We start from the raw sequence: 19,108 nt of genomic DNA, 5'->3' as shown, positions 1-19,108 counted from the left end.
ACTGATTATAGTCTGGCTCTTTTGGTATATATGACAGTTTCTTTTCCAAAAATGACGAACAATGGCGTTGAATACCCTTGGTAATTATGCTAATTTTAATAAGTCAGCCTTTTGCATTCATTTTATAGTGGGCCCATATACATACTTTTTTCGCTGAACTGATCGTTGCCGGAGAACGTTTATTCGTTAACATATCATACATAACCAGTGAATAGGCTCTCAGATGATGTAAAAGCATAAAATAACGGACGGTGCTTTGTTACCGGAAATACGAACTTTTGGAGGCTCTTGATATGTTCAGCAAGGATATTGGAATCGATTTAGGTACAGCAAATGTTTTGATTCATGTAAAAGGAAAAGGTGTCGTGTTGGACGAACCTTCAGTAGTCGCTATAGAAACAACAACCAAACGTGTACTTGCTGTCGGTGAAGAAGCAAGACGTATGATCGGTCGGGCACCGGAAAATATTGTCGTTATTCGTCCACTTCGTGATGGAGTTATTGCAGATTTTGAAGTGACCGAAACGATGCTTAAACACTTTATTAATAAAGTAGGCGCTCGTAGCTGGTATAGCCATCCTCGTATTTTGATCTGTGCACCTACCAATATTACTTCTGTTGAGCAAAAGTCGATTCGTGAAGCAGCAGAACGCAGTGGTGCCAAAGAAGTGTTTTTAGAAGCAGAACCTAAAGCAGCAGCGATCGGAGCAGGTATGAATATTTTCGAACCAAGTGGTAATATGGTTATTGATATCGGTGGAGGTACAACCGATATCGCTGTATTGTCTATGGGTGATATTGTAACTTCAGCTTCACTAAAAGTTGCTGGAGACAAATTCGATGAATCGGTAATCAGACATATCAAAAATAAATATAAATTGCTGATCGGTGAACGTACAGCAGAAGATATCAAAATTAATATTGCGACAGTACGCCCGGGCGGTGTGCAAAGAGAAATGGATATTCGTGGTCGTGATATCGTGAGCGGATTGCCTAAAACAATCACAATTTCGTCCGGTGAAGTACAAGAAGCATTATCTGATACAATTTTGTCGATTGTAGCAGCAGCCAAAACTGTTTTAGAACAGACGCCTCCAGAATTATCCGCAGATATTATTGATCGTGGTGTTATTTTGACAGGTGGCGGAGCGATGTTAGATGGGTTAGAAGAATTATTATCTCAAGAATTACATGTCCCTGTACTGGTTGCAGAAGATCCTATGCACTGTGTTGTTAAAGGAACAGGAATTATGTTAAATAATTTGGACAAAGTCTCTAAAAAAAAGTTCTAGTCTAACCGATATATAAGAGTAGAATGTAATGATGAGACGGAAACTTGGATATACACAATCAGAATTACCCATATATTGAACACGAAAGGAGTGTCCGGTAATGTTAAGAGGTCTATATACGGCTGCTTCAGGTATGATCACTCAGCAACGTCGCCATGATACCGTGACGCAAAATATAGCAAACGTAAATACCCCTGGATACAAGCAAGTAGAGAGTATTGAACGTTCTTTTCCAGAAATGCTGATCTCGCTAAATAATGGAGATCAAGGAGCAAGCAACCAAAACATTGGTCGTTTGAACACAGGCGTACTGGCAGAAGAAAGTATCTCTATGAATGTACAAGGTGATATGCGTCAGACGAATTCGGCAGACGACTTTGCTTTGGTGTCAGAGATTAATCTGGCAGACCCGACAACCCGGCAGAACATTCCTTTCGATGCTTCAGGTAAATATGTAGCAGAAAACGGTACCGTGACGTACCGTCCACAAGCTTTTTTTACAGCAACTAGCAAAACAGGTGAGACTGGTTATACGCGTGACGGTAATTTTCAATTGAATGCAGCAGGACAATTATTGACTTCTACAGGTAATCAGGTATTAGGAGCAACAGGGAATCCGATTACACTACGTGGTTCGATCGATGATTATAATTTTGATTCAAGAGGAAATATCACAACCAAATTGAATGGCGCTACAGTAGGACGTTTAGGAATTTCTGTAGTCAATCTACCAGGTCAGATGACTCGTGCAGGTGATGGATTATTTCGTGTAACAGATCCAGCTACAGCAGGGGTGAGACAATTGCAAGCAGGCGATAATGTAGAAGTTCGTCAAGGTTACTTGGAAGGTTCTACAGTAGATGCAGCCGCTTCAATGGTTGATTTAACAGCAGCACTTCGTGCTTATGAAGCCAATCAGAAGATCGTACAATTTTATGATAAAAGCTTAGACAAAACAGTCAATGACGTAGGTCGTGTATAATATAGCAGTATAGATGGTTAGCAAAGGAGGAGAATAATGAATAATTCGATGATCAGTGCAATGGTAGCGATGAGCGGTATCCAGCAAAAACTGGGTGTGGTATCTGACAACATTGCGAATGCCGATACCGTTGGATATAAAGGAAAGCAAGCTACATTTGAAGATGTATTTACCGCTGTCAAACAGCAACCAGGTGCAGCGTCTGCTTTGCCAGGTCGTGTAACAGGTGCTGGGTACAATCTTGGGTTTGGTGCTCGTATGGGCGATGTGACGATGAATACAGCTCAAGGTGAAATGCAGACGACTAACAATCCAACCGATTTGGCTATTCAAGGTGACGGTATGTTTGCAGTGAGTGCCGATGGTAAGCAAGGTTGGACACGTGAAGGTTCTTTCCACTTCGTACCGTCAGCAACCGATCCGACCAAAGCCTTTATGGCAACCGATCAAGGCTATTTACTTATGGGGAAAAATGCTAGAGGTGTATCTGCTCCTCTAGAAGTTCCAGCCAAAACCAATATCCAGATCGATGACAAAGGTGTTGTTCGTTCTACAGATAGCGCAGGCAAAATTACAATCCTTCCACAAACCGTTCAAGTAGATCGTGTCATTCATCCAGAAGGTCTTACACAAATGGATGGCAACTTATTCATGTTACCTACCGGAGCGAACTTGAATGATGTTGTAGGCACGATGTCACCAACAACTCAAATCCGTCAGGGATTTTTGGAAGGTTCTAATGTCGATTTGAGTGCAGAAATGTCTGAATTGATTACAGTGCAACGTGCATATCAGCTGGCAGCACGTACGTTATCTTCTAGTGATAATATGATGAGTATTACCAATAGTATTCGTGGCTAGTAGACGCGCAGCCGTACAAGAAGCGGCTAAAGCTCAAGGGAAAGCAACTCCTAACAAAAAAATTGTGAGAAAACCTGCTGCACCTGAGAGAAAAGAGCCGGAGAAGAAGCCAGCCACTCGATCTTCTTCGGCAGGTATCAAAACACTACGTGTACTATTAGTGATCGTTGGATTTGTTGTTGCTTTGATAGCAGGCTTAGCAGTAGGTTATGCTATGATTGGCAAACAAAATATATCGGATGTATTATATCCAGAAACATGGGCGCATATTTTTCAACTTGTTTTTGCACCATGACCTTTAAAGACTCCTGCTGATGCAGGAGTTTTATTTTTGTTGTCGAAACCGTTATAATGATGTGGAATGCTTAAAATGACTAAAAAATGCTTACATATTATATGGGACAATGCAGGGGAACAAATCTTTTCTGAACAGATGCGCATGATACGTAGAGAAGCAACTGTAAAGAGAGAATAGAAGTGAACCTATACTGTTGAAAATGAGAGGGGTTTTGGTTGTGTTAGATGTACAACAAATTCAGGAGATTATACCGCATCGTCCTCCTTTTTTACTGGTAGATCGCATACTGGAGTTGGAAGTCGGTAAACGTGCAGTAGGGATCAAAAATGTAACAATCAATGAACCTTTTTTTGTAGGACATTTTCCGGGTTATCCGGTAATGCCAGGTGTGCTGATTGTTGTTGAAGCGTTAGCTCAAGTAGGTGCAGTAGCTATTTTACAAATGGAAGCTAACCGTAATAAACTAGCTATGTTTGCAGGGATCGATGGTGTTCGTTTCCGTGGACAGGTTGTGCCTGGGGATACACTTCAATTAGAAGTAGAAATTACCCGTATGAAAGCTTCCATTGGTAAAGGTCAGGCCAAAGCAACCGTTAATGGTACAGTCGTTGCTGAAGGCGAAATCATGTTTGCACTGACTGATCCGAATAAAGAATAATTGATCAGATTGAATATCAAATGAATGTATTTTTTTATAAACCATATATAGAGAAGGGATGGATATTATGACAACACTTAGTGAACAAGCTCAACGCAATCTAGATCAATGGTTAAATGATGAATCGATCGATGCAGCAACCAAAGAGGAATTGCAAGGGCTCCAAGGACAAGACAAAGAATTAGAAGATCGCTTTTACCGTGATTTGGAATTCGGTACAGGTGGATTACGTGGAGTGATTGGTGCAGGCAGTAATCGTATGAACTCTTATACGGTAGGTAGAGCAACACAAGGATTAGCAGAATATATTGTATCTGCTCATTCCGGAGAAGGTAAACCATCTGTTGTGATCGCTCATGATTCCCGTCACTTTTCACCAGAGTTTTCATTAGAAGCAGCTTTGGTACTTGCTGGAAACGGAATCGTAGCTAAGTTATTTCCTTCGCTTCGTTCAACACCAGAACTTTCCTTTGCAGTACGTAATCTAAAAGCAACCGGTGGTATTGTGATTACAGCAAGTCATAACCCGCCTGAATATAATGGATACAAAGTGTATAACAATAGTGGTGGACAATTGGTTCCTCATGAAGCAGAACAAGTGATTAGTAATATCCGTGAAGTTTCTTCTTTTGCAGCCATCAAACGTATTAGTCGCGAAGAAGCAGAGCAACAAGGATTGCTAGTATGGTTAGGCAAAGAGGAAGATGAAGACTTTATCCAAGCAGTTACGGATATTAGTGTGAATCGTGAATTGTTACAAGGTGAAGCAGGTAAAGCTTTGAAAATCGTCTATACCCCTTTGCATGGAGCAGGTAATCTGCCAGTACGTGCAGGATTGGAACGTCTTGGATTTACAAATGTTTCTATGGTGTCCGAGCAAGAAGCACCAGATGGTAACTTTACAACGGTGAAGTCTCCTAACCCTGAAGAACGTGAAGCTTTTACACTAGCGATTAAGCTTGGTGAAGAAGTAGATGCTGATATTCTAATCGGTACTGATCCAGATAGTGACCGTATGGGTGCTGTTGTAAAAGATCCTACTGGTAAATACTTTGTACTTACGGGTAACCAATCTGGTGCTATTATGATCCATTATTATTTGAGCCAGCTTCAAGAGCAAGGCAAACTTCCTTCGAATGGCGCAGTCATCAAAACTATTGTAACCAGTGAAATGGGAGCAGTAATTGCTGAACATTATGGAGCAACAATATTCAACACATTGACTGGTTTCAAATATATCGGTGAAAAAATGAATCAGTTCGAACAAAGTGGCGAGCATACGTATCTGTTCGGTTATGAAGAGAGTTATGGTTATTTAGCAGGAAACTATGCTCGTGACAAAGATGCAGTTGTTGCAGCATTGTTAATTAGCGAAGCCGCTGCTTATTACAAACAACAAGGCAAAACGCTATATGATGTTTTGCAAGAGTTGTATGAACAGTTTGGACATTTCCAAGAAAGTCTGGAATCACGTACGCTTAAAGGAAAAGATGGAGTAGCACAGATTCAAGGAATTATGGAATCATGGCGTACAGAAAGCCCTGCTGACATTGCAGGCGTTAAAGTAAGCGAAGCTTTAGATTATTCTAAAGGTCTAGACGGTCTTCCAAAAGAAAACGTATTGAAATTCTTATTGGAAGATGGATCATGGTTCTGCTTGCGTCCATCCGGTACAGAACCAAAAATCAAAGTATATTTTGCTGTTCGTGGCGATTCAGGCGCAGATGCAACAGATCGTATTCAAAAGTTAACGGCTGCTGTAATGCAACGTGTTGATGGTTAATAGTCAATTTATTTTACGAAAATCGTAGATTGTCATCAATTTTTAGTAGGATAGACGCTGTAGGCAGTATATAATAGATCAGATGAATGAAGGGTTCCGCTGTGAAGCTTAGTCTTAGCAGCGGAACCATTCGTTATGTTCTTCTTTGGGCGACTGCTTGAGAATGATATAACGAACTTACTAAGGAGGTACTTGAGTGGTTCAGAAATGGCAGCATTGGAATAATTCTTCTGTGAAATGGTTATGGATATTGGTGATTATTGGTTTGGTGGCTTCGTTGCCTATCGCTTTTGATCGTACCAAAACCGAGTCAACGTCCAAAAATGTGGAGTTTGTTTTTAATTATCGTAATCTGATCGATATTGCATCGTATCAGCCTCATCCCCAGGATTATATCAAGCAACAGCTTTTATTGCTTAAGGATGCAGGCGTAGGTTCTGTAGCTGTATACCAAAGTAATTTAAGTGAATTGCAAAAATCACAACGTCTTAATGTGTATAATTCTGTGGATGTGGCTAATCTCCAAAATCAGGTGATTCCACAAAATGAAAATTTTACATATGTCCAATTTACAAGTGAAGAAAATGCGCAATTATTAGAGCCGGTTCTTCAGCGTGTATACAATTCATTGGGCATTGCTGTCGTACCCTGGAGCTTTAAAGGATTACCAGGTGTTATTATTCAGACTTCTACGGATGAAGCTGGACTAAAACCGCTCGATCCTGATCCGATTACAATGCGGATGCTTCATAATATGGGATTCCAGATTGTTCCTCGTTTGAATGATTCGTTACCATATGACCAGACTCGTATGAATGGATTGCTAAGTCAATTTGCTGAGTACGGGGTCAAAACGATTCTTTTTGATGGTGAATCTGTTACTGGTTTTAATGACGATATTGAGAAGAAAAGTATCGCTAACTTTGCGGCATTGTTAAATCAATATCATATCGGTATCGCTGCGATTGAAAACTTAAAAAAACCACAAACGGGTTTTAGTAAATTAGCATATCTTATGCATTATAATGTTGTTCGTTTGTATTCATTAAGCGAATCTGATTCTAAACTTGATCCGTATACAGTAGCTGATCGTTTTGCACTAGCTGCAAAAGATCGTAATATTCGGATGATGTATATCAATTTGGCAGTATCTCGTGATACCGCTAAAGCTCAAATGACCAACTCTATTGATAATGTTATTAAAAGTTTGCAAACAGAAGGACAGGCTATTCAGAATATCGAAAGTCATGGTTTCAAAATTGGACCTGCGTCTGCTATGGATGTCAGTCATTCTGCTTTCAACAAATATTTCAAATTGCTTGTCTTAATTGGAGCTATTGCTTACATTGCTTTGTTAGTGTCTTATTTTGTACGTCGTTTAACATTAATTGTGTTCGTGCTTGGATTGATCGGAAGTGCAGGAATGATTCTTATTCATCAGGCACTTATTTTAGAGCAAGGTATCGCTTTACTTGCAGCCATTAGTGCACCGACGATTGCAATGATCTATGCGGTACGTAAAGTCGATCGCTTGTACGAAACAAGACATCAATTATCAGCAAGCCAACGTGTCATTCAAGCGGTTATCTTATTTATTCGTACATCGCTTTGGTCGTTAACAGGGGCGTTATTCATTATTGGGCTTCTGAATGATATTACGTATCAACTGGTGATTAATCAATTCCGCGGCGTAAGTTTACTACACTTTGCACCTATCGCTTTGATCGCGGTATATATCGCTTTCTACCGTGGCAAACAAAGTTTTGGTATAGGTGGTATCCGCAAAGTATTAACCACTCCAATTACTTTAACTTGGATTATTGTATTAGGAATTGTAGGGATTGTAGGAATGTATTATCTTTCTCGTACAGGAAATGCAGGAACAGTAACACCACTTGAAATGCACTTCCGTAATGCACTGGAAAGCTTGCTGGGCGTTCGTCCACGTAACAAAGAATTTTTGATGGCACATCCATTATTTATTGTAGGTGTATTTATTGCAGCTAAATACCGTCATGCAATTTACATTATGATTATTGCTTGTATTGGTCAATTATCAATGGTTGATACATTTGCTCATATTCATTCGCCTGTTCATATTTCATTGATTCGTGGTTTACTTGGAATGGGACTTGGTTTGATTCTTGGATTGGTTGCTGTTATCGTATGGCAAATCCTTGAAAGGTGTTGGAAAAAATGGCTACCGCTTCTGCGAAAATCGTAATCTCTGGATACTATGGATTCCGCAATAGTGGAGACGAAGCGGTATTGAAATCGATTTTGAATTCACTGGAAGATCAGGGTAAACAACAAGGTATTCAGATCGAGCCTATCGTATTGTCAGGTGATCCAGAATGGACTTCCAAAATGTATGGAGTACGTTCTGTAGGACGATTGAAGATTCGCGAAATTCGCCAACTGTTAAAAGAAAGTGATGGTCTAATCAGTGGTGGAGGCAGTCTTCTTCAAGACTCTACAGGGATTATGACGATTCCTTATTATCTTGGTATTGTTCGTATTGCTCACTGGTTACGTAAGCCAGTCTTTATTTACGCGCAGGGCGTAGGCCCTGTACAAAAGAAATTCTTTTTCTCTTGGATCAAAAATAGCTTCAAAAAAAGCGCATATGTATCTGTACGAGATCAAGAATCTGCTTTGTTACTAGAAAAAATGGGACTTTCTCGATCTAAAGTTGAAGTTGTAGCTGATCCTGTCATGGGATTACCTTTACCTGTGAAGCAAGAATCTATTCACATTAACCCTTTGAATACTATAAAAGAAGCGAATATCGATTCGCTTCCTGTAGTTGGTATATCCGTTCGTTTTTGGGACAAACAACGTCGAGAATTGGATGGAATAGGAGACGGTTTGCGATTGCTCAGTCAAGAATTACCTGTGCATCTTCGGTTTTTACCGTTCCATTTGCCAGAAGATGAACAAGCTTCTCAGTACGTGATCGATCGTATTGGTGATATCAGTGATCATGGAAGTGTGATCAGCAGTGCAGAACAAGTGACCGATCCACAACAAATGTTAGTGGAAGTTAGCCGCTGTCATGCTATTATAGGTATGAGGCTTCACAGCCTGATCTATGCAGCATCTCAATCGGTACCTTTAATCGGAATATCGTATGATCCCAAAATCGATCAATTTCTAAATCGGTTGCAGATCCAAGCAACAGGAACCAGTACCAAAGTAGAACCGTTACAATTGGCACAAGAAACGAAAGCATTGCTAGATGATCAAGAAGGATGGCGCGCAAGCAAAGCTTCTTTAATTGAATTACTCAAACAAGATGCTGCTAGCCCTGCTCGTTTTATTGCTCATTATTATTTAGCACAAAGGTGATATATAATGAAACAATGGAATACTATACCGACTGTTCCGATCTATGGTTTACAAGTATCTAAAATGAATATGGATGATACTGTTGAGTACCTCGAACAAAGTATCAAAAAGGGTAAACCACAACAGATTATTACAGCGAATCCGATTATGATTATGACAGCTTTAGAGCAACCGAGGTATATGCAAGTTATGAAAAACGCAGAATTATTAGTTCCTGATGGTGCAGGGCTAGTATGGGCGGCTTCAACTTGTGGTCAACCTGTTGCTGAACGTGTAGCTGGATACGATTTATTTCATCGCTTAATGGACAGAGGTCAGACCCTTCATTGGAAAGTATATTTGCTGGGCTCCACTCCTGAAGTGATTCAGGCGACAGCTACCCGGTTAAAAAGTTTATATCCGCATACTGCGATTGTTGGATATCGGGATGGTTTTTTTGGCCCTGATCAAGATGCAGAGATTATTGCAGAAATTCGTCGTCTTTCACCTGACCTTTTGTTTGTAGCAAGAGGAGCAGATACGCAAGAACCGTGGATTGGTACATACAAGCAAGAATTGGGTGTTCCGATCATTATGGGCGTAGGAGGAAGCTTTGATGTGATCTCCGGTAAGACCAAACGTGCACCAAAATTGTTTCAAAAATTGCGTTTAGAATGGTTTTATCGCTTGTTAAAAGAGCCTACTCGTTACAAAAGAATGCTTGCGCTTCCGAAATTCGCATTAAAAGTGCTAAAGGACAAGGAAAACGTAGTAAAAGTTCAATAAATAGATGAAATTTAGATGAATATCGCTGAAAATGTGCTTAAAAGCAGTTTGGTGTTTAATTTCGAACGGAGTATAATTGGCTCCGTGAGATAAATTGGGGGTCGAAAAGCAAAATGTTAATCATTTTTATTCTCGGATTTGTTCTGGCGCTGGCATTAGCACTGGTTCTAACGCCGCTCGTCAAAAAGTTTGCAATTCGAATCGGAGCCGTAGATGTTCCTAATGCCCGTAAAGTGCATACGAGAATCATGCCAAGGCTTGGCGGACTGGGGATTTATTTAGCATTTACGATTGCTTTTGTCGCTGTCCTTCCGTTTTTGCCATTTGATCTACCTGCACGCGATGCTAATTTTATGAAAGCATTTTTTACAGCCGGTTCAATCATCGTATTGATCGGTGTACTGGATGACCGTTTTGAATTATCAGCTCGTGTTAAATTGTTAGGTCAAATTATTGCTGCATGTACAGTAGTATTCGGATATGGAATTAAAGTCGATTTTGTAAATATTCCTTTTCAAGATTCATATTCTTCACTTGAGAACTGGATCGCTATTCCTTTAACCATCTTCTGGATCGTCGGTGTAACGAACGCAATTAACTTGATTGATGGTTTGGATGGGTTAGCAGCAGGTGTATCTGCTATTGCGATCGGTAGTATTTTTACAATGTCATTGATTATGGGTAACTACCCTGTAGCACTTTTATGTTTACTTCTTTTAGGAGCGATCGTTGGATTCCTTTACTTTAACTTTCATCCAGCCAAAATCTTTATGGGTGATACAGGATCATTGTTTCTAGGTTTCAGTCTTGCGATGTTATCGTTACTTGGATTTAAACAAATCGCGGTTGTTTCATTTATTACTCCTTTGATCATTATCGGTGTACCATTGTCTGATACCTTCTTCGCGATTATCCGTCGTTGGGTACATAAGAAACCGATTTTTGCACCAGACAAAGGTCACTTGCACCATTGTCTACGCGAACTTGGGTTAAGCCATCGTCAGACGGTATTGTTGATTTATGGAATTGCTGCTTTCTTCGGTGTATTGGCGATTATTCAATCATCGGCTGCGATTAATGAAGCGAATTGGGTTACATTCTTAGTCATTTGTGTAATGATGTTTGTTCTTCAAATTGGAGCAGAACTTATTGGATTGGTTGGCAAAACAAAACGTCCACTTCTTGGATTGATTGCTCGCTTACGTATCAAACCTGATCCAACACGTGGAAGTAAGCCTTAAATGAACATCAAGTAAGAAAAATAATATAAATTGTGAATCGGTTGTAGATTCTTTGATAGCAAAGGATCTCAGCGATATCGAAACCTCTCTTTCTATAGAAAGAGAGGTTTTTTTATGTGGATTTCTCTGAACTTATTAAAATATATCTGTAGGATGCCGATAAAAAGGGTAGACAGGTTATGCCCGCCATTAGTGAGTTGGAGCAGCGACCGAAATCAAAGGAGGAACATCATTTTGAAGAAAATACTATCGATGCTTATGGCGGTAGTTCTTATTGTAAGTAGTCTACCCCCAGGTTTAGGTGCAAAAACATTGCAGGCAGCAAGCTTTTTTATTTTCCCGAGTGAAAGTTACGACCCTGCTTCACCTCATGTAGTAGGCGATAGCAAAGCAACAATCAACGGTAGCTTTAATAGTGTAAATGCTACAACAATCAAGTATAGTGTGACTCGTATTTATAAAAACGGTAACGCTTATGTAGATGATACAACGAACCAAAACACTGGATTGACTAACTATACAATTAATAACTCTGCTATCACAGTAACAGATATTCCTTTATATGCTGGACTGAATAGAGTTACATTTACTGCAAGTCCGGCTGGTGGTGGATCGAATGTTTCAGAATCTATTTATTTCGAATATCATGATGGTCCGACATTATATAATTTGACAGCAACACTAGATGGAAGCACTGTAGCGCTTAAAGAAGATACTCCTGTTGTGCTAACAGCTACGAGCACAAGTACAGCTTACAAACAAAACAAAGCAACAATAGCATTATCTGGTTTTGCTCCTAATGCAACAAAAGTTATTGTTTCTGTTAATGGAGGAGCAAGTCGAACAGCGAACGTATCTAGTTCAAATGGATATTCCTTTGCTGCAGCGCCTTTAACATTGAATAGTGGTAAAAACACATTGAGTATCCAAGCACTAAATGGTACTCAAACATTAACGACTACACGTGAAATCACTTTTTACAATGGTAGTACAACTTTTTACGACACGTACGCAAAAAATGGAACGACTAACACATCTGGAGATTTAGCTAACTTTCCTGATTTTAATGTAGCTCCTTCAGGTACAGATGCTAGTACAGGTTTGCCTACAGGCTCTGCATCTATTACAGGTAAAGTAGTCGTGCCTTTAGTGAAAGGTGTTCGCCCTGATTTGACAGATTATCTGCAATATACTTTAGCTGGTGGAGTGACAGCATCTGGTGCTGTAACACCTACAGTTGTAGAAACAGAATCAACTACAGATTATATCACTTTATCATACGCGATTCCTGAATCTACAGGTATTAAATATGATAGCCAAGTCAATTTAACAATCACGATTAAAGGTGGATCAGCTTCTAGCTCCGGATTAGGATATACTCTTCGTAATAGTAGTGCAGCTTATATTTATAAACTAAATTACTTGCCAGGTTATTCTTCTTCGACAACAGCATCACAAGCTCGTAATTTGAGTAGTTCTGCGTTAGATGGAGCTAATATTTTCTCATTACCTACAGCAGTAGAAGTTTTAGTAGCTAATGGAGATTCCAATACGACTGTTAATCTTGATAGTGTAGTTGATTCTTTGGGTACAACAACTAAGAATCCAACCACAGCATATAGTGTTGAGAATATTCTTTCTGAAAGCACAGTAGTTAATGTAAATGGTACGCAACAAACTATGCAAAGAGTGCTATTGAAAGTTACGAAATTGCCTGCTTCCGGTACGTTAAAACTTTCATTTACAGCTGCAAAAGGAAGTATTGTAAGTGCACCTATGTCAGCAACAATAAATTTGCTCTATGGTCCTTATATCAGTTATAGTAAAGCATTTGATGGACAAGTGGTTCAATATGGACAAAATGATACAACCGTAGCAACTGCTGTTATGGATACAGCATTAGACCATTTTTCAGGTAAGATTGTTAACGTAGCAGATACAAGCGACATCGTATATTCTGGTACAGGTCAAACTGTGTTCTTCTATATTAATAATACCTTGATTCCACTTAAACCTGGAAAAGATGGTGTAACAACATTTTTAGTAGATAGTGATGCGGATGCTTACAAAGCATTATTCTCAGGAGAGAATACAATCAAATTTGTATTTAAATCAGATAAAACGTCTTATGATAATACAATTAAAGTAAATCTAGTACCAACGGATATTCCGGTTATTCCTTATAATACTACTCTTGGAATCTTCCCATATACTGCGGGTACTAATGATATACCTACAGCTAAAGATGATACTAATTTTCCTATGAAAGGTTCTAACTATACTACAGCAAAAGAAAATTATAGTGTCTATGGAACATTTGACTTTCTTGATTTGGGTACAAATGCTTCAGCTGTAAGAGGAAGCCTTAGCGGTACAACTCTTAAAGATAAATTAGCTAATTACAAACTAGTTATTTCTGATTCTACCGGAACTACTGTAGCGACTTGGAAACTTTCTGATGCTTTTACTGGCATGCAAAATAAAGTGGCTACATCAGATACATTTAACTCGACAGTAATCCCTGATTTTTCAGTATATTATGACTATGACACCCAATCTTTTGCATTTACATTGAAAAATCGTACGATGCCTTCTGATGGTAGCCCAATTGTTTATACGTTCACTGTATATAATTCTGGAGATGGTGGACCTACTGCCAATGCTACAATGGAATTGGATCCACAAAGTGATACCTATACTATCGTTAGACCGCTAACAGCTCAAAAATTAACTAACAAAAACTTTATTGATGTTATTATTGATTCTAAAGGTGCAACTGCGGTAACAATCAATAAAGAGACAGCTACCAAAACAACATTTGATACAAATAACGATGGTAAAAATGAATATGAAAATGCATATCGTATTCGTGTTAAAGATTTGAAAGCTAACAAAGATACTAATATTCCGATTACTGTAACGATTGGTAATCAAGTTTTAAAAGATTCTGTAACTGTTAAATATGTACCTACTAATATTCCAGGTGCACAATTTATGCAAGCTATGAAAACAACTGCAAAAGTATTTGAAGGGGATTTGGCTTTGAAATTCCCGGCAGGAACTAACTTGATTAGACGTGATACTGATGCAGCAGAAAATCTCAAAACAGAAGTATTCTCAGGTAATAATATTTTGTTTGCTATTGCTAATAGTACAGATGGAGTAATCGATCGTTACGATTTTGAAACTCCTGCTGCAGGATTACAAGAGAAATACAAAATAGGGCAGCAATATTTTGTGAACAATTTTAATTCTCATTTTGTAAAAGCAAGCCCAGTATATTGGATTGATCCAGGTATTGCAGATAATATTTCGACTACTGCATATGATCCAATTGCCGATGGACAGGATCCTTATCAACCTGTTACATTCCCAAGTAGCCCAGTTGCGCCAGATTTCTATAATCGTGATCCAGATAATGAGCTAGTTACTTCCAAACCAGGAACAATGACATTATCTTATCTATCTGATATGGCAGTTGATGCGGGTAAACTAGTAACTGTATTGTATTTCGATCCTGAATTGAAGCAGTGGGATAATGTAGGTGGAGTAGTTAACGCTTCTAAACGTACAATTACTGTTCCATTTGATCGCTTTGGTTATTATGTAGTAGCTAAATTAAGTTATTCCTATACAGACATTGTGCAACATAGTTATGCACGCGACTATATGGAAGCTTTATTTGCTAAAGGTATTATGAATGCTACAGATCCAGATACAAGTTTTGGAGCAAATCAATATATTACACGTGGCGAGTTTGTTAGAGCTATTGTTAAAGCTCTAGAATTACCACTTAACTATCAAGGAACCAAACATTTCATTGATGTAAGTAGTAGTATTAGTTCTATAACACAGAATGCTTTATATGATTTCCGTTACATCGAGACAGCTGCACGCGCAGGATTTGTGCGTGGAACTCAGCCTCAAGTATTTAGTCCAGGAGATAACATCTCAAGACAAGATGCAGCTGTAATTATTGCGAGTGCAACTAATTTAAAACTAGAAACAGATATTACTAAGATTAATAAAGGTCTAACGAAATACTTTAAAGATTTTAATTCTATTGATCGATATGCTAGAGCTTCCGTATTAGCTGTAGCCCAAAAAGGGTATATTACAGGTTCAGCTATTGACCCTAATGATCTAACTAAGGGATACACCTTTGATCCTAGTGCTAAAATGCTTCGTTCAGATACAGCTATTATCTTAGCTAGAGTAATGATTGGACAAAAGTTACTTCCTAAAATGTAATTTGTTACTAGAGAGGGCTCTTATAGGGCTCTCTTTTTTTGCATGTAAAAATAATTATGAGAAGAGTGGTTTAAATAGGTTAAAACGTGTTTAGTAGTAATATAGTTACGAAAAAGTATTGTAGGCAAAACTGGCATATCTTCTCAAAGTGTAGTATGATAATCAAGGCTCTGTTTCGCGATATAATATATGTCGCAAAAAAAACAGAAAACTTTTTTTGAAAAACCGCAACTTTTTGAAGAAACCTGCGTCTACATATATGAACCCGATAAAACAAGGCAACATAATTGCTGACAGGTTATTAAATTGAGATTAACTTTTGGAATGTTTAGTCGATCTCAATGTGAAAAAATGTCTTTACGGCATCATTGACGCAATGTATAATAACTTCTGTGCACTGCGGTTTTTCGATTGACAAATATTCCGGTTACGATTTTCTGTGATTTTGTCACAGATATCATCATACAAAAAGGGATTTGCTTTAAACTCGGAGAGGGGGTGTAACGACTGATGAGTGACAAAATCCACAACAAACAAAAAAACAAAAAAAATGTTTATGATATTCAAGGAGGAGAACAAAAGTTTATGAAAAAGTCTACTAAAAAAGTATTAAACGTAGCAGCAAGCGCTGCTATGCTAGCAGGTATCGCTCCAGTAGCAGGTATCGTTGCTCCAACAGCTGCACACGCAGCAGGAAGTTTTGACGTTTTGAACTTACCAACATTAGGAACTGGATCTACTCCTAACTCTCCAACAGCAGCACAATATACTGCACTTGGTCGCGTAAAAGTAAATATCGATCAAGATACTTTAAAAGGTGGAAGTAACCAAGTATTAACATTTACACTTCCACAAGGTTTTGAATTCAGAAATGACCAAGACTTTACTGGTCTTGCAAGAAATGCTTCTCCTACAGTAGGTAGCAACACTTACCAATTAGATAATGGTAGTGGAGTTGACTCTGTTACTGTTAAAAAAATCGGTACTAACAACAAGAGTGCTCAAATTACAATTACTGGAACAAACACTGTTGATGATGTAGCTTTATTCTTGAACTTAAATGGTATCGTTTCTACTGGTCCTAGTACTGGTGATGTAAATGTAACATTTAGTGCTTCTAGCGACAGTGGATTGCCAACTGGTAACGTTAAAGTTGCAACAGTAGTATCTTCTGGTCAAGTAGCTATCGAAGCTAATGACACACAATCTAGCAGCGACAACTTTGATTTCACTTTAAAAGTGACTGAATCTGTTGCAGCATCTTTGAAAACTGGTAATGCTTTGAAATTCAAATTGCCATCTGGTTTTGAATGGAACTCTGTTGGAACTTTCACACCACTATACGGTGATTTGACTTCTGGAGATCTAACTACTACTGTTGATGGAGATACTTTGACTGTTGCAGCTGCTAATACTGCTGCATTGTCTACTACAGCTTCTTCTTTCAACTTGGATCTTAGCTTCTCTGTAGAAGACGAAGATAAAGCTAAAGAAGGCGACATCACTGCATCTGTAAGTGGTAACTCTTCTGCTAACGTTTCTTCATTGGTAGTAGGTTCTTACGGACAATACGGTGGTGGTGTAACTGTAGCTTCTCCATCTACTGTAATTGCTGGTCAAGATGAGCAACAATTGGGCGACATCGTTGTTAAAGAATCCGTTGCAGGATCTTTCATCGCTGGACGTACAGTAACGTTGCAACTTCCTGAGGGTGCTCGTTGGCAGTCTGTATACGAAGATGGTACTGATGTAACTGGTACTACTGGTTCTATCGATACAGCTAACGGTTTGGGACAACCAAACATCTCTTACACTGGAACTGACGGACGTACAATGCGTATGACTTTCCCAGAAGGTTCTGTAAATAGCTCTAACAATAACTCTGGTTCTATCACATTGAAAGATGTTGAAGTAGCAGTACAACCTGGATTCAGTGGTGACTTGAATGTTGCTGTAGCTGGTAGCCAAGGTTTGACTGGTACAGTTAAAGTAGCAACAGCTACTCCATCTGTAACATTGTCTGCTTCTGATGCAACTTACAGTGTAGCTATCGGTTCTGATAGTGCAAACATCGGTAACTTGACACTTAAAGAAGGAGCAGCAGGCGCATTGACTGATGATGACAACGGTTTGGTAGAAGTTCTTCTTCCAGCTGGCGTAACATTCGGATCTACTCCTACTGTATCTGTTACTTCTGGTGACTTGACTATCCGTAACGTATCTGTAGACACTTACAATAACAGTGCTACTCAAGGCGTATTGCGTTTCTACGTAGATAGCGAAAGTACTACTGCTAGTACTATTGCAATCAACGGCGTAAACTTGCGTATTGACCGTACTGTACCACAAGGTAACATTGTTGCTAAAGTACAAGGTGATGCTGCTGCTAATAGTGCATACCACGGTGCTGACGATGTTGTTCAAACTTGGTACGATAGCTACCGTTTTGCTGCACAAGCACCAATCGCAACTATCGGAACTGGTGCTGAAAGCCCAGAATCTAATGCTGTAACAGCTATCTACACAATCGGAAGCACTTCTTACAAAGTAAACGGGGAAACTCGTACTGCTGAAGTTGCTCCTTATGTAGAAAATGGTCGCACTTACTTGCCAGTTCGTTACGTAGCTGAAGCATTGGGTGTAACTCCTGCGAACATCTTGTTCGACAAACCAACTTCTATGGTTACTTTGATCAAAGGTGACCGCGTAGTTCAATTGAAACTTAAAACTAACCAATTGACTATCAACGGTTCTACAATCAACATGGATGTTAAAGCAGTAACTAAAGCTAACCGTACTGTATTGCCTATCGCTTGGGTTGGTAAAGCTCTTGACGCTACAGTAATGTACGATGCAGCTGCTAAAACTGTAACTGTAAACAGCAAGTAATATCTTCTGATATGAACACTGTCATATAGAAAGTATAACTACTTTCGCTTAGGTACCTCGGAGCGGGCAACTGCTCCGGGGTATTTTTGTTTTATATCTTTATTCTATATTTTGAGGAGGATATCATATGAAAAAATATGCTACATGGTTAATGGCTACTGCTACTATTGGGATAGGTATCTGGGTAGGTAGTTCTTTTGTTACAATTAGTAGTGCTAGTAGTCAACTGGGTTCTGCTGATGATCCTGTAGTCACCAAAAGTTATGTAGATCAGCAAATACAAAAAGCATTAGGTGGAAGTTCTAGTAGTTCTACAGGAAATACTAACAATAGCAATAGTGGTACTAAAAATAACACACCTACTACTCCGGTCACACCTCCTGTATCTACAGCTCCTACAACAACTCCTTCAGCAACATCTTCTTCTACAATTACAACGAAAGTGGTAGAAATTCGTCCAGGTAAAAAATTAATTGCAGCAGCCGGTACCGAAGTGATTATACGTAAAGGGAAAGCTGTCGTATACAGTTCAGAAAAAAATGGGATTTTAGATTTGACTGCTGGAAGTGAAATGGGTGGATCACAAGCTATTCCTAATAATCATCTACTTTTATTTCCAAGAGATGGGCGAGGGGTTGAAGTTGCTTTGACTCAAGGGTACAATGCTACAGTATTAGTAATTGGTGATTATAAAATTCAATAAGTTTGTATATTCAAAAAGGGTAGTTCTGAATTGAACA

General features: G+C 38.9%; 13 protein-coding genes. All 13 read left to right on the top strand.

Annotation, left to right across the window (positions count from 1 at the left end):
• Positions 1 to 293 precede the first annotated feature (293 nt).
• The gene (gene mreB, locus QE450_RS17160) at positions 294 to 1,292 is read left to right on the top strand and encodes a rod shape-determining protein MreB (RefSeq protein WP_273613777.1); all 999 of its coding nucleotides are present in this window, start codon (positions 294 to 296) and stop codon (positions 1,290 to 1,292) included.
• Between the two features lie 100 nt (positions 1,293 to 1,392).
• Positions 1,393 to 2,274: a flagellar hook-basal body protein gene (locus tag QE450_RS17155; protein ID WP_273613776.1), complete on the top strand. Its 882-nt coding sequence runs from the start codon at positions 1,393 to 1,395 to the stop codon at positions 2,272 to 2,274.
• Positions 2,275 to 2,310: 36 nt separating this feature from the next.
• On the top strand, positions 2,311 to 3,135 hold the full coding sequence (locus QE450_RS17150; RefSeq protein ID WP_273613775.1) for a flagellar hook-basal body protein: 825 nt from the start codon (positions 2,311 to 2,313) through the stop codon (positions 3,133 to 3,135).
• Positions 3,128 to 3,430 carry a DNA-directed RNA polymerase subunit beta gene (locus QE450_RS17145; RefSeq protein WP_273613774.1) on the top strand — a complete coding sequence of 101 codons (303 nt, stop codon included), beginning with the start codon at positions 3,128 to 3,130 and terminating at the stop codon, positions 3,428 to 3,430. The genes QE450_RS17150 and QE450_RS17145 overlap by 8 nt, the downstream gene beginning before the upstream one ends.
• Positions 3,431 to 3,632: 202 nt before the next feature.
• Positions 3,633 to 4,091, top strand: coding sequence for a 3-hydroxyacyl-ACP dehydratase FabZ (gene fabZ / locus QE450_RS17140; RefSeq protein WP_373462051.1), 459 nt, complete (start codon positions 3,633 to 3,635; stop codon positions 4,089 to 4,091).
• 67 nt (positions 4,092 to 4,158) lie between these two features.
• Positions 4,159 to 5,874, top strand: coding sequence for a phospho-sugar mutase (locus tag QE450_RS17135; RefSeq protein WP_307300808.1), 1,716 nt, complete (start codon positions 4,159 to 4,161; stop codon positions 5,872 to 5,874).
• A gap of 196 nt (positions 5,875 to 6,070) precedes the next feature.
• Positions 6,071 to 8,098 (top strand): DUF5693 family protein, encoded by a 2,028-nt coding sequence (locus tag QE450_RS17130; RefSeq protein WP_274171747.1) that lies wholly within the window; start codon positions 6,071 to 6,073, stop codon positions 8,096 to 8,098.
• Positions 8,071 to 9,222 carry a polysaccharide pyruvyl transferase CsaB gene (csaB, locus tag QE450_RS17125; protein ID WP_307300806.1) on the top strand — a complete coding sequence of 384 codons (1,152 nt, stop codon included), beginning with the start codon at positions 8,071 to 8,073 and terminating at the stop codon, positions 9,220 to 9,222. Before QE450_RS17130 ends, csaB begins: the two co-directional genes overlap by 28 nt.
• Positions 9,223 to 9,228: 6 nt before the next feature.
• The gene (locus tag QE450_RS17120; protein ID WP_307300805.1) at positions 9,229 to 9,987 is read left to right on the top strand and encodes a WecB/TagA/CpsF family glycosyltransferase; all 759 of its coding nucleotides are present in this window, start codon (positions 9,229 to 9,231) and stop codon (positions 9,985 to 9,987) included.
• A 113-nt stretch (positions 9,988 to 10,100) separates the two neighbouring features.
• Positions 10,101 to 11,228, top strand: coding sequence for an MraY family glycosyltransferase (locus tag QE450_RS17115; RefSeq protein ID WP_204826292.1), 1,128 nt, complete (start codon positions 10,101 to 10,103; stop codon positions 11,226 to 11,228).
• 234 nt (positions 11,229 to 11,462) lie between these two features.
• Positions 11,463 to 15,479, top strand: coding sequence for an S-layer homology domain-containing protein (locus QE450_RS17110; protein WP_307300801.1), 4,017 nt, complete (start codon positions 11,463 to 11,465; stop codon positions 15,477 to 15,479).
• A gap of 510 nt (positions 15,480 to 15,989) precedes the next feature.
• Positions 15,990 to 18,368 carry a stalk domain-containing protein gene (locus QE450_RS17105; protein ID WP_307300799.1) on the top strand — a complete coding sequence of 793 codons (2,379 nt, stop codon included), beginning with the start codon at positions 15,990 to 15,992 and terminating at the stop codon, positions 18,366 to 18,368.
• Between the two features lie 127 nt (positions 18,369 to 18,495).
• The gene (locus QE450_RS17100) at positions 18,496 to 19,071 is read left to right on the top strand and encodes a hypothetical protein (RefSeq protein ID WP_307300797.1); all 576 of its coding nucleotides are present in this window, start codon (positions 18,496 to 18,498) and stop codon (positions 19,069 to 19,071) included.
• The last annotated feature ends 37 nt before the right edge of the window (positions 19,072 to 19,108 follow it).

It is taken from the genome of Paenibacillus sp. SORGH_AS_0306 (assembly GCF_030819345.1).
GTDB classification, from domain to species: Bacteria; Bacillota; Bacilli; order Paenibacillales; family Paenibacillaceae; genus Saccharibacillus; species Saccharibacillus kyungheensis.
The sequence above is the reverse complement of the archived record's forward strand: the minus strand, read 5'-3'. Positions and strand labels throughout refer to the sequence as shown.

Coding starts and splice junctions, on each gene's coding strand:
- mreB (WP_273613777.1), top strand. CDS start 294: ATGTTCAGCAAGGATATTGGAATCGATTTAGGTACAGCAAATGTTTTG.
- QE450_RS17155 (WP_273613776.1), top strand. CDS start 1,393: ATGTTAAGAGGTCTATATACGGCTGCTTCAGGTATGATCACTCAGCAA.
- QE450_RS17150 (WP_273613775.1), top strand. CDS start 2,311: ATGAATAATTCGATGATCAGTGCAATGGTAGCGATGAGCGGTATCCAG.
- fabZ (WP_373462051.1), top strand. CDS start 3,633: ATGAGAGGGGTTTTGGTTGTGTTAGATGTACAACAAATTCAGGAGATT.
- QE450_RS17135 (WP_307300808.1), top strand. CDS start 4,159: ATGACAACACTTAGTGAACAAGCTCAACGCAATCTAGATCAATGGTTA.
- csaB (WP_307300806.1), top strand. CDS start 8,071: ATGGCTACCGCTTCTGCGAAAATCGTAATCTCTGGATACTATGGATTC.
- QE450_RS17120 (WP_307300805.1), top strand. CDS start 9,229: ATGAAACAATGGAATACTATACCGACTGTTCCGATCTATGGTTTACAA.
- QE450_RS17115 (WP_204826292.1), top strand. CDS start 10,101: ATGTTAATCATTTTTATTCTCGGATTTGTTCTGGCGCTGGCATTAGCA.
- QE450_RS17105 (WP_307300799.1), top strand. CDS start 15,990: ATGAGTGACAAAATCCACAACAAACAAAAAAACAAAAAAAATGTTTAT.
- QE450_RS17100 (WP_307300797.1), top strand. CDS start 18,496: ATGAAAAAATATGCTACATGGTTAATGGCTACTGCTACTATTGGGATA.